Annotated in this window: 8 protein-coding genes and 1 riboswitch; of the genes, 2 read left to right on the forward strand and 6 right to left on the reverse strand. The window is 60.0% G+C overall.

Annotated features, from left to right (window positions below; translation table 11 throughout):
- Positions 1-12: 12 nt before the first annotated feature.
- The 6 genes from AC07VY_RS01780 to AC07VY_RS01805 form a co-directional block, all read right to left on the reverse strand.
- A complete protein-coding gene (locus tag AC07VY_RS01780; RefSeq protein ID WP_495095818.1) occupies positions 13-642 on the reverse strand; it encodes a pilus assembly PilX family protein in 630 nt (209 codons plus the stop codon).
- A 13-nt stretch (positions 643-655) separates the two neighbouring features.
- Positions 656-1681 carry a PilW family protein gene (locus AC07VY_RS01785; protein ID WP_495095817.1) on the reverse strand — a complete coding sequence of 342 codons (1026 nt, stop codon included), beginning with the start codon at positions 1679-1681 and terminating at the stop codon, positions 656-658.
- Positions 1678-2322 (reverse strand): type IV pilus modification protein PilV, encoded by a 645-nt coding sequence (gene pilV / locus AC07VY_RS01790; protein WP_495095816.1) that lies wholly within the window; start codon positions 2320-2322, stop codon positions 1678-1680. The genes AC07VY_RS01785 and pilV overlap by 4 nt, the downstream gene beginning before the upstream one ends.
- A gap of 88 nt (positions 2323-2410) precedes the next feature.
- A complete protein-coding gene (gene nrdR / locus AC07VY_RS01795) occupies positions 2411-2860 on the reverse strand; it encodes a transcriptional regulator NrdR (RefSeq protein ID WP_495095815.1) in 450 nt (149 codons plus the stop codon).
- Positions 2861-2873: 13 nt separating this feature from the next.
- Positions 2874-4118 (reverse strand): serine hydroxymethyltransferase, encoded by a 1245-nt coding sequence (glyA, locus tag AC07VY_RS01800; protein ID WP_495095814.1) that lies wholly within the window; start codon positions 4116-4118, stop codon positions 2874-2876.
- Positions 4119-4154: 36 nt separating this feature from the next.
- Positions 4155-4314, reverse strand: a riboswitch (ZMP/ZTP riboswitch).
- A gap of 26 nt (positions 4315-4340) precedes the next feature.
- Positions 4341-5174: a lytic transglycosylase domain-containing protein gene (locus AC07VY_RS01805; RefSeq protein ID WP_495095813.1), complete on the reverse strand. Its 834-nt coding sequence runs from the start codon at positions 5172-5174 to the stop codon at positions 4341-4343.
- 750 nt (positions 5175-5924) lie between these two features.
- Here AC07VY_RS01805 and AC07VY_RS01810 point away from each other — a divergent pair.
- Together AC07VY_RS01810 and AC07VY_RS01815 are read left to right on the forward strand one after the other, a co-directional pair.
- Complete coding sequence (locus tag AC07VY_RS01810) at positions 5925-9653, forward strand: DUF748 domain-containing protein (RefSeq protein WP_495095812.1); 3729 nt, start codon at positions 5925-5927, stop codon at positions 9651-9653.
- A gap of 153 nt (positions 9654-9806) precedes the next feature.
- Positions 9807-12605 carry a DUF349 domain-containing protein gene (locus AC07VY_RS01815; protein ID WP_495095811.1) on the forward strand — a complete coding sequence of 933 codons (2799 nt, stop codon included), beginning with the start codon at positions 9807-9809 and terminating at the stop codon, positions 12603-12605.
- Positions 12606-12655 lie beyond the last annotated feature (50 nt).

A 12655-nucleotide genomic window follows, 5' to 3' on the forward strand; every position in this document is an offset into this window, starting at 1 on the left:
GGAACCTCTATCTCAATATCGGTAGATCATTTGAAGCACAGCTTGAATTTCTTTTCGAGGGCCAAAACCCATAGCGGTTACCCGGTACATATAAATGTATTTCGGCGGAGATATGAAGAGGTTGGATTGCTCGGTATCCACAATGGCTTCAATGATGTAACGTGGTAGCTGGGCGGGTTGGACACCAAGTCCACCGGCACTAAAAGAGCGTCCGGTATATGTGCCGAATGCTGTTGTTCTGGCAGAGCTGCTGGTGTCTGTGAAGTCTACGGTCAACCAAACGGGTTTTCCGGAAGTAGATGGAGTGCAAAGGCCCACGTAATTACCTGTATTGCTGCATCCCGCTACAAAATTGGAAATATCGTTGGAATTTTTGAAGATAGAGCGCCGGACGGACGAGGTCGGTCCAAAAATATCGAACTCTGCATCAATTAATGCGGCTTCAGCCGCTTGCCATGCGACCTGCATATCTCGGTCATTACGAGCGCTACGTTCTCCCATAGTGGCAATTTGTATTCCAGCGACACCAAGTAATGAAACTATCGTCAATATCATCATGACCAATATGAGCGACATGCCGCCTTGCCTGCTCAATGTTCTTGGCACTTTCTGACAATTTTCAACGCCAAATTCGTTCTTCATCTTGGATTCCTACTCAAGGGGTTTGCAGCTTGAGCCCTTGCTCATTGCGTAGGTGTACCGTGAAGGTGACAACTTGGCGTAATCTCTTGTCTGGCGTTGGGCTAAAGATAGTGCCCACGTCACTAGAGGAGGACATGGCTGAACCCGGGGTTGCGCTGCTAGAGCTTTTTGCCAGCCCCAAGGGATAAAAGGTTTGCGCCGTTGAGTCTTGTGCGGAGCCAATAGGTCCGCGCAATACCATCCCAATACGCAAGGTACGAACACGCCGCCAGTTGTCGTTGGTTGCAACGGCATTTCCAGATACGGTCATTTGATCCGCGCGTAGGTATCCGTCTGCAAAGGAATCCGTTGCCGCGGTAGATGCCGTGTTGGCCGTCACGCCATCTACCCCATAGAGCACTTGAAAATTTTCTACACCCCGGATTATCGGTTGAGGTGTACTTGACGGACCTGTGCTGCAATAGAGGGAGGGTTCTCCATCCGACCCAGTACTTACATAAAACACACTGGTTATCCGATCATCTTGATTGCCTGGAACTGCGGTGGGCGCATTACCCATGCAGTCGATCATTGAACCGTCGGAGACGCCAGATCCTGGAAATGTTTCACCCACCTGGTATCGGATCATCAAGATGTCGCTGCCGTTAGTGCCTGCAGTGGAGGGGCTCGCGTTGAATGGATCGGTTGCGCTGGGTATCTTGTTGTCAATGCCGAAAATATTCGGATCAGGATTGGTTGCAACGCCGCTAACATTTGTTTGCCTAGGCGACGCGATATACAACACATCCTGATATCCCGCTTGAACACCTATGCGCTGGAAAAGGTCCATCGCAAAACGAGCGTTGTCTCTTAGCTGCGAAGATGCATCTACTGCAGTAAATCCTTGTCTACTAATAAGAAGTGATGCAACTGCTGCGATGGCTATCACAAGGCTGATAGCCATCGCTACCAATAGTTCGACCATGGTTAACCCATGCTGGGAGCTCAGCGATTGATTTGATCGCCGCTTTGGTGTGTATGGTTTGATCAAAGCGGTCATAGGGCATTGCCTGCGGTTACCGGGAGAATGATCGAGGGCTTCGTGGCCCTATCCAATGGAGTGGTGTTTGTGCTTGAGTGATCCGTAGATCCTCTGGTCCAGCCGATTTTTATCACTGTGCTGGCATCTGTTCCGGTACCGCAGGTCCATTGCGGTGCGCCGGTTGAATCGAATGGGGCAGAGTCAGAGCAGACTGTTACGCGGGCACCCGGTAGTTCGCTATCTACCCGTGATAGCCATTCCGTCATTTCAGCGTTGGCTATTGCAGTAAGGCCAGTTGTACCAGTGCCGCAGCTGGTACTTGAGGCTACATTGAGGCAATAACTGGGTGAAACTGCAGTCAATGGAGTGGTGAAGTTGCCGAAATATGGGCTTGAAGTATCCAATGCAATGGTTTTATTGTTCCGCATCATTTCAGCCAATTCACGTGCCAAATTGACTGCGGCGGATTGCATTCGTGCATCCCGATTTGCTTGCAATGCAGCCGCTTGTAAACCCAGCATACCTAGCAAACCAAATGAAAGTACAACGATGGATATAAGCACTTCAAGCAAGGAAAAACCCTTGGAGCGCAATTCCAGCCGAACTGCACCACACTTGGAGGCAAGGTACTGCTCGCGAATGTAATGTGTAAAGTCCATGCATCGATAATAGATACATCTGTTTACCGATGGAAGCATGGCGGTTGCCGCCTGTCCCTCCATCAAAACCGTTAAGCGGATAGCTTGCTTAACGCTGTACTTCGTCCACTAGGGTTTTGAATTCGTCTACATCCGCAAAACTGCGGTATACGCTGGCAAAGCGTATATAGGCGACCTTATCTAGCTTCTTTAGCTCGCGCATCACTAGTTCGCCGATGTAGTTGGATAAAACTTCACGTGCGCCGAGGCTTAGCAGCTTTTCCTCTATGCGCTCAATGGCATTGTCCACTTGCTCTGTACTGACGGGGCGTTTTCTTAAAGCTAGTGCTAGAGATGCCCGTAATTTGGCGGGGGCGTAATCAATGCGCCGCCCATCTTTTTTAACGATCGCAGGGAAGCTAACGTCTGGACGTTCGTAGGTAGTGAATCGCTTTTCGCAGCCCCCGCAGCGGCGCCGACGACGGACCAGGTCGCCGTCGTCAGATTCGCGGGTTTCGACAACTTGGGTCTCACCGTGGCCGCAGAAGGGGCATTTCATGGCTAGCTAACGCTTAGCGGTAGACAGGGAAGCGGCTGGTCAGTGCTGCGACCTTGGCACGTACGGTGTCCAGGTTCGCCGCGTCACGCGGGTTGTCCAGCACGTCGGCCACCAGGTTCGCGGTAGCACGGGCTTCTTCGTCCTTGAAGCCACGGGTGGTCATGGCGGGGGTGCCGATACGCACGCCGCTGGTGACCATGGGCTTTTCCGGGTCGTTGGGGATGGCGTTTTTGTTGATCGTCATGTGGGCACTGCCCAGCACGGCCTCGGCTTCCTTGCCCGTGATGCCCTTGGCGCGCAGGTCCACCAGCATGACGTGGCTTTGCGTACCGCCGCTGACGATGCGCAGGCCACGTTGGGTCAGGGTTTCGGCCACGATCTGGGCGTTCTTCAATACCTGCTGTTGGTAGGTCTTGAATTCGGGCGTGAGCGCTTCCTTGAACGCCACAGCCTTGGCTGCGATGACGTGCATCAGCGGGCCGCCTTGCAGGCCAGGGAAGATGGCGCTGTTGATGGCCTTCTCAAACTCTGACTTCATCAAGATGATGCCGCCACGCGGGCCGCGTAGGCTTTTGTGGGTGGTGGAGGTGACGATGTCGGCGTGGGGCACGGGGTTGGGATAGATGCCAGCGGCAATCAGGCCTGCGTAGTGGGCCATATCGACCATGAAGATGGCGCCCACATCCTTCGCGACTTTGGCAAAGCGCTCAAAATCGATAGCAAGAGAGTAAGCGCTGGCGCCCGCAATAATCAGTTTTGGCTTGGTTTCATGGGCCTTGCGTTCCATCGCGTCGTAGTCGATGGCTTCGTTGGCATCCAGACCGTAGCTGACGACGTTGAACCATTTGCCGCTCATGTTCAATGCCATGCCATGGGTCAGGTGGCCGCCTTCAGCCAGGCTCATGCCCATGATGGTGTCGCCGGGCTTGAGGAAGGCCAGGAATACGGCTTCGTTGGCCGATGCGCCGCAATGTGGCTGCACGTTGGCGGCTTCAGCGCCAAAGAGTTGCTTGACGCGGTCGATGGCCAGTTGTTCGGCTATATCGACGTATTCGCAGCCGCCGTAGTAGCGGCGGCCGGGGTAGCCTTCGGCGTATTTGTTGGTGAGCTGCGAACCTTGCGCGGCCATGACGGCGGGCGAGGCGTAGTTTTCGCTAGCGATCAGTTCGATGTGGTGCTCTTGGCGGGCGTTTTCGGCCTGGATGGCGGCGAACAGCTCGGGGTCGGTTTGTTCAATCAGAATGCGGCGGTCGTACATGGCAGTCCTATCAGACGAAGGTCTTGGGGTTGGAACAAGTGCTGCCCAGGCGAACGGCTGAACACCAAGCCAAAGCCTGGCGGTACGCTTCCCAGTGGTTGTCCGAAAAACCTTGTAAGAAAGGTGCTGCGGTGGTCCACGTCAGCGTGAGCACCCGGTGCCGGGGTCACGCCTATCGCCAGTTGCGTACATGCCTAGTGTAACGGAGCTGGCGAACGTAGATTAGTACTTACCGAGTACCGCCACTTTTTGTACGTCATCCGTTGCGGGCTGCTTTTGGGCAGGCGCAGTGACAGGGATGGTGCGCAGTTGCGGGGCCGTGGGAGTAGCCCGGCCGGCGGCCACTTGTTGTAGTCGGGCGTGCTCGGCCATGACCTTGCTGGCGTAGCCACCGTCATCTTCGATGTTGGCCGCACCTACGTAAAAGCGCAGCCCGCCTTCGACCGAGCCAGCGCGGGCAATGCACTCTTGCAGCACTTTAACGCCGACGCGCAGATTGGTCAGCGGGTCAAACGCGGCCAGCTTGCCGCCAAAGACGTCGTATTTCTGGGTGTGCACCTGGGTCATGACTTGCATCAGGCCTTGGGCACCCACAGAGCTTTGGGCAAAGGGGTTGAAGCCGGATTCGATGGCCATGACGGCCAGGATCAGAGTCGGGTCGAGCTTGACGCGACTGCCGATGTCATAGGCTTCGGCCACCAGGGCGCTGACCGGTTCGGCCGCGACATGGTATTTCTTGCTCAGCCAATAGGCTACAGCTGCTTGCTGTTTAGGCAGGTCCTTGGGGTTGCTGGCGGTGGCACGGTCCACCGCCTCGGTGTCTGCCTCGGCAATGTCTTCCATACCGGTAGGTTCAACCTGGCGTTCTTGCAACCAGCCCATCAACTGGACTTCGGCCACCTGGCGCAGATCGGGCCGGGCGGTCATGGTCACGACGGTAAAAGCCACAACCAAGCCCAAGAGGGCAAATCCGTTGTGGGTAATCTCAAAAAAGCCTTGGGCAATATCGGATGCGAAGGTTCGCAGTCCATGTCCTAACTTTTGTAACGCTGTCATAGCACTTCCTCATCGAGCGAAGGCCGGGGGCGATCAATTTGCGTAAGAGCAATTCGCTTTGGCACTTCGATTGGGTGGGTACGCTATCAGTATCCTGCGGCGCCTTCCAGGCTTGTGCAGCGATCTGATGTAGCCGGGGGTCGGCAGCGGATTCGGGTTGTCCCTAGGCCATAGTGGGAGGGACGGGCGGATTCTAGGAGGACTTATCATATCAAGTCAAGAATATAAAAGTTGATCTTTATAAGAAATTAGCAATTTCGAAGCCCGTTTTCACCTAATTTGCACAGCGAAACTGTCACTTGGGAAAGGTGTCAGGGATTTTTTTGTTTCATGATGTAAGTGCTCGATGGTGGTGTATACACCTGTTGTGTTGCTACTACCTTGATTTCATGTGTCAAGAAAATTGACTCAATCGCAGACTGCATATGCATTGAAAAGCAGATTTGTAATCCGCACCACCATGGACTAAATTGACACCGCCTGTGCAAACAGGCGTTCACCGGTAGGAGCCTGCTAAGCCTGACACTTTGCGACGGCGGTGTGGAGCAGCCCCGGTACTATATGGAGGCAATCTCTTGCTTCCAATGCAATGGGGGACATCACTCTCTCCCTTGCAAACCCAGACGGCATGAACCGCAAGTTCGCCGTCAAGCCCGGCGGCCAGGTTCACTACCTACCGTCCGGGCTTTCTGCTTTTCAGGCGGTGCATTCCCTCACAGCGCCGCGTAGTCTGGCGGCAAAATGGGCACCATGACTTTTGCATCTTTTGTTTCCCGTCCATGGCTGCGCCGCGTGCTGTGGGCCCTCGCTGGTTTGTTGGTGTTATGGGCGCTGGCCTGGTTGGCGGTGCCACCGCTATTGAAAAGCCAGTTGGAGAAGGCGGGCAGCGAAAAGCTGGGTCGCCAGGTGCTGGTCGGCCATGTGGACTTCCACCCCTGGACGCTGGCACTGTCGCTGGATCAGCTCTCGATCGCCGCTTCCGCGGGGGCCACGCCGCAGCTACGCATTGAGCATGTGCTGGTGGACGTGGCGCTCTGGCAATCCCTGCGTCGGCTGGCTCCCGTGGTCGATGCGATTGCGGTGCAACAGCCGCAGCTGAAGATCACCCACCTGGGCGAGGGGCGCTACGACTTTGACGATATCGTGGCCCGCCTGGCCACACCGCCTGATCCCCAGCCCAGCCCTACGCCCTCGTTTGCGCTGTACAACATCACCCTGACCGGTGGGTCGGTGGACTTTATGGATCAGCCTGTGGGCAAAACCCATGCGGTGCGCGATCTGCACCTGAGCCTGCCTTTCATCAGTAACCTGGATTCGCAGCGCAGCATCCAGGCCGAGCCCAGGCTGGCCTTTACCCTGAATGGCAGCAGTTTTGACACCGCGGCCCAGACTACGCCCTTCGAGCCCACCCGCAAGACGGATGCGCATCTGGTCTTGAAAAACCTGGACTTGGCGCCCTATCTGCCTTATTTGCCCGCCAGCCTGCCGGTCAAGGTGCAGGGGGCGGTGCTGAATGCCGACCTGCAGCTGGCGTTTGAAGAAACTCCCAAGATGGCCGTGCGTCTGCGCGGCGTGCTGCAGGCCGACAAGCTGCGGGTGGCGAATCCGCAAGGCGCGCCGTGGCTGGCGCTGGACAGCTTGAAGCTGACGCTGGACGATGTGCGGCCGTTGGAGCGGGTGGTAAAGCTGTCTTCGGTCGAATTGAACGCGCTAGCGCTGGATATGCGTCGCAATGCTGCCGGTCAGCTGGATTTCCTGGTGCCGCCGCTTGCTCCTAAAAACGTAGCTTCTCCCGCAGGTAAATCAAGCGCTAGCGGTCAAAAAGATGTTGAAGTTGCAGCGTCCTCGCCGTGGAAGCTCAACGTGGCCAAGCTGGCGCTGACACGGGGCAGTGTGCGCTGGACCGACGCCACGACCCACCCGGCAGCCCAGCTGGCTTTGAACGATGTGGCATTGGAGGCATCGGCCATCGCCTGGCCGTTCACCCAGCCGCTGAAGTTCAGCGGGCAGGCCCAGTTGGAGGAGGGTGGGAAGGCCCCGGTTGGCAAGGCTGCCGAGCTGCGCTTTAGCGGCTCCGCTACCGACCAGGAAGCGAATGTCGATGCCAGCCTGGGCGGCTTGCCGCTGGACCTGGCTGCGCCGTACTTGACCGCCGTGCTGGAGCCCCGGTTGAGTGGCCAACTGAATGCCGATCTGCAGCTGCACTGGAAGGCACCTGACGCGCTGCAGCTCACGGCCAAGCAACTCACGCTGGACGGCCTGGCGCTGGGTACGCCGTCCAACGGCGGCAAGCCGGCAACGGCAGCCCTGGCCAGCCTGCGCCAGCTGCAGCTGCTGCAAGCCCAGGTCGATCTGGCCCAGCACAGCGTGCGCATCGGCAAGCTGGCCATGACCGAGCCGCGTGCCAAGGTGGAGCGGGGCGCCGACCAACGCTGGATGTTCGAGCGCTGGCTGAAAACGGCCGCCGGTGCCGCGCCAGCAGCCGCGTCCGCGGCGACTGCGCCGGCGACTTCCAGCGCAACGGCCAAGCCCTGGTCCATCAACGTGGCTGACTTTGCCTTGGAAGGCGGCGCCGTCTCCTATATAGATAAGGCGACGTCTCAGCCTGTCTCCTTGGATTTGACGGCTTTGCAGGTGCAGATGAAAGACCTGGACCCGAACAGCGCCAAGCCCTCGCCGCTGAATATTGCCGCCCGTATCGGCGCCGGCAATGTAGAGGCTGGACGCATGTCTTACAAAGGTACGCTGGCTCTGCAGCCGCTGGCGGCCCAGGGTCAAGTGGATTTGGTGCATCTGCCTCTGCATGCCCTGGAGCCGTATTTCGGTGCCGGCCTGAATGTGGACATTGTGCGGGCCGACACCAGCTTCAAAGGCCAGGTCGCTTACAGCGCTAGCCCGGCCGGGCCGGTGCTCAAAGTGCGTGGCGACGGCACGCTGGAGGAGTTCCGCGCCAACCGTTCGCCCTACAGCAGCACCCCGGATGCGGGCGCCAACCAGAACCGTGAATTGCTGAGCTGGAAGCTGCTGAACCTGCGCGGGGTCGACGTGGCACTGGCTCCGGCCGCCGTGACCCGCATCGAGGTCAAGGAAACCGCGCTCAGCGACTTCTATGCCCGCGTGGTCTTGGACGAAACCGGCCGTATCAACCTGCAAGACCTGGTCAAATCCAGTCCGACGGAACCGGCGGGTGCTACTAATACTGTAGCTGCTAGCGCAGGTAAATCCAGCGCTGGCGGCCAAAATAATGCAAATGGCGCAGCGCCTGTGGTGCGCATAGGAGCCATCAGTCTGGTCAATGGCCGGGTGCAGTTCTCGGACCGTTTCATCAAGCCCAATTACAGCGCCAACCTCAGCGAGCTGACTGGCAAGCTGGGGGCGTTCTCCTCCGTGGCCGAGCAGGGCGTGGTGCAGCAGGCCGACCTGGAGCTGCGCGGCCGGGCCGAGGGCACGGCCTCGCTGGAAATTCTGGGCAAGCTCAACCCGCTGGCCAAGCCCCTGGTGCTGGACATCAACGCCAAGGTGCGTGACCTGGAGCTGCCCGCGCTGTCACCCTACAGCATCAAATACGTCGGCCACGGCATCGAGCGCGGCAAGCTCAGCGTGGACGTGCACTACGTGGTCCAGCCCGATGGCCAACTGACCGCCACCAACAGCATCATCCTGAACCAGCTGATTTTTGGCGACGAGGTGGCTGGCGCGCCGACCAGCCTGCCGGTGAAGCTGGCCGTGGCCCTGCTGGCTGACCGCAATGGCGTGATTGACCTGAACTTGCCCTTGTCCGGTTCGCTGAACGACCCGCAGTTCCGCATCGGGCCGGTGATCTTCAAGATCATCGGCAACCTGATTGCCAAGGCCATTACCTCGCCTTTCAGCCTGCTGGCCAGTGCCTTTGGCGGCGGTGGGGACGAGTTGAGCGTGGTCCACTTCGCCCCCGGCAGCACGGTATTGACCCCCGAGGCCCGGCAAAACCTGGACAAGGTGGCCAAGGCGCTGGAGGCGCGCAATGGCCTGAAGTTGACCGTGGTGGGCAGCGCCAGCGCTGAAGCCGAGCGCGAGGCTCTGCAAAAAGCCCGCCTGCAACGCCGTGTGTTGGCCGAAAAGCGCCGCAACGCCGTGGTGGACGGCGCGGCTGCGCCCGATGCCGATACCGGCGAGCTGGCGTCTATGGCGGTAGACCCGGCCGAATACCCGGCCCTGCTCAAGTCTCTGTACAAGCGGGCCAACTTCCCCAAACCGCGCAACGCCCTGGGTCTGGTCAAGGACTTGCCGGATGCCGATATGGAGCAACTGTTGCTGGCCAATCTGCCCGCCAGCGACGACGCGCTACAGCGTCTGGCGGTACAGCGCGGCGTGGTGGTGCGTGACTACCTGGCGGGCCAAAAGATTCCGCTGGAACGCTTGTTCCTGGGGGCCGCCAAAACCTTGACAACCGAGGCTACCTGGCAGCCACAGGCCGAGCTGCAGCTGGCCATGCCTTGACACCGGACGGCTAAAACCGGGGCCGCCAGAGCGGGATTTATGCGGTGATTTGAAAAGCGGCGAAAATAGCACCTTTGCCCCGAACCGGACTTGTGTGCCGTGGGGCCTAGCGGCCCCGGTGGCCGCTTGTTCTATCCCCAAATAAATTCATCCATGTTCGGCTTCTCTTCTCCTAAAACAACGCCTGCCACTCCTTCTGAAAAGCCTGCCGTGAACGCCACAAAATCCCAAGAACCGCATCCGCTCGACACCCTGACGGGGGGCGCTTTTTCTGCCCACACCGCGGGAGAGCGTGCGCAGCGCATCCGCGACTGGCTGGTTACCAACCCCAGCTACGAGCAGATGCAGGAGGTGTTCCAGGAGCTGAACGGACGGGACCGCGGTGCAGCCAAGCCGTTGAAAGAAAAGCTGGACGAACTCAAGCGCAGCAAGGGCGCTGAAATCATCGCTGCCGAATGGGCCCGCAAGGCCACCGCGCTGCTGGCTCTGCCCAAGCTAAACATGGCCGATGCCATGGCCTGGCAGCGCGATGCCGCCAAGGCCGGCGCGCCGCTGAGCAAGGAGCCGCTGGCCGCCCTGAAGGTACAGCTGGCTGACCGCGTCAAAGGCATTGAAGACCTGCAGCACCGCGTGCAGGTGCAGCGTGAAGCCGCCGTGCTGCTGGCCCAGCGCATCGAAGTGCTGTCCACCAAGCCTTGGCGCGATGCCCAGGCCGCACTGGACGTGCTGCGCAACGACGTGCAACACTGGCAAGACCAGGCTGCAGCCTTGGCGTCCGACAGCAACTGGACCAGCGTGGACGGCAAGTACCCCACCATGCTGGATGCCTCGCGTGGCCAACTGCTGGTGGTGTGGGACGCCTTCCAGGGCGCATTGGCCCTGGTCGTCGCGGCCGACGCCGACGCCAATGCGCCGTTGCCCCCCGTGAACGTGTGGGCGGACGAAATCCGCGTGGCCCGTGGCATCCCATTGGAAGCCGCCAAGCCCGCCAAACAAGCCAAGGCCCCGGTGGACCCGGCCCTGCGCGAAGCCGCCAACAAGGCCGTGCAAGATGCACTCAGCAAGGTCGAGCAAGAAGTGGCCGAAGGCCATGGCAAGGCCAGTGCCGGCGCCGCAGCCGCATTGCGCAATGCCTTGAAAGAACACAACCGCCTGGTCGATGAAAAGCTGGGCAACGCCGCGCAAGCCGCGCTGGCTGCCGCCGGTGAACTGGAAGGCTGGCAGCGCTGGCGCGCCGACCAACTGCGTGAAGAACTGTTGATCAAGGCCGAAGGCCTGCTCAAGCGCCCCGAGGGCCATGCCCTGGGTGGCCGCAAGATGCAAGACACGCTGCGCCAGATGCGCGAGCAATGGAAGCAGACCGACCAAGGCGGCGTGCCCAACCATGCGCTGTGGAAGCGTTTTGACGAAGCCTGCAACGAGGCCTACAAGGTCGTCGAAGCCTGGCTGGACAAGGTCAAGACCGAAGCCGTGGCCAACAAGGCCCAGCGCCTGGCGCTGATCGAAGAAGTCAAGGCCTGGGCTGCCGAGAACGTGACGGCCAAGGACGGCGACTGGAAGGGCTTCTCCCGCATCCTGCACCAGTTCGGCGACCGCTGGCGCGATGCCGGCCACTTGGGTGAGAAGGCCTTCGCTGAAATGCAGCCGCTGTGGAAAGAGGCCATCAGCCTGGCCGCTGCGCCACTGGAAAACCTGCAAAAGCAGAGCGTGGAACGCCGTCAGGCCATGATCGAAGAAGCCAAGCAACTGGGCGCCGCACCCGTGCTGCGCATCGACGCCGTCAAATCCCTGCAGCAACGCTGGCAGGCCGAGGCCCAAGGCGTACCGTTGGATCGCAAGTTCGAACAAAAGCTGTGGGACGCCTTCCGCAAGCCGCTGGACGAGGCCTTCAACCGCAAGACCGAAGAGCGCAGCAAGGCCGCCACGGCCCTGAGCGACCGCGACCGTATGGTGCTGGACGCCGCCAAGGCTCTGGATGCCGCGAACGCCTCCGGCGATGCGCAAAAGATCCGCTCCGCCATGGCCGACCTGGAAGCTGCCTTGCGTGGCCAGGCCCTGGCCCAGGCCGCCGTGAATGCCGACAAGGCCGACGCTGCCGCCCAGTCCGCTGTGCAGGCCGAGTCTGCGGCTGCCGCACCGGCGGCTGAGACTTCTGAAGAAAATACGCCTGCAGCGCAGGAAGAATCTGCGCAAGCAGCTATTGAAAATGTAGCAAACGCAGAACCCACCGCAGAAGCAGCCCCGGTTGAAGCGCCCAAGCCGGTGCGCAAGCCTGTGGTGGCGATGCGCGGCGATGACCGCCCCGGCATGAAGAAGGCCGAACCCGCACCCGCTGCGGGCCGTGGTGGCAAGTTCGGTGACCGCAAGGATGGCCCACGTGGCGCGGCCCGCCCGGGTGACAACAAGTTCGAGCCCCGTCGCGACGACCGTGGCGGCCGTGACGGCGGCCGCTTTGGCGAGCGCCCCGCGTTCGAAGACCGTGGCCCACGCCTGGGCGATGCGGCCTTCCGCGCCCAGCGCGATGCGCTGGAAAATGCCCAGCACGCGCTGAAGAAACTGGCTGCGCAAGCCCATGGCGAGGTCTTGACCGACTTGCTCAGCGCCTGGGAAAAACGCGACGTGGCTCAGCTGCCCAGCGCCCAGGCCCTGGGCCATGGCGTGAACCCCGCGACCCGCACGGCCTGGGCACAAAGCCTGAGCGCCCCCGCAAAGACCGATGAAAAGACGGCCGCAGAAGCCCTGCTGCGTCTGGAAATCGCTGCTGAAGCACCCACGCCGGCCGAGTTGGTCAGCGCCCGTCGCATGCTGCAACTGCAGTTGCTGACCAAGCGCAACGACCCGTCGCCCGCACAAACCTGGGCGCAAGATGCGGCCAAGGTCTGGGCCAGCAACTTCGATGCCGGTCAGGCGCGACGCATGCAGACCGTGCTGAAAGTCTTGCTCAAGCGCTGAGCAAGCTTTTGCGTGCGGGTCTGAAGGCTTCATCCGCACGCCCTTTAGGC

The sequence above is a fragment of the Rhodoferax sp. GW821-FHT02C08 genome (genome assembly GCF_059421805.1).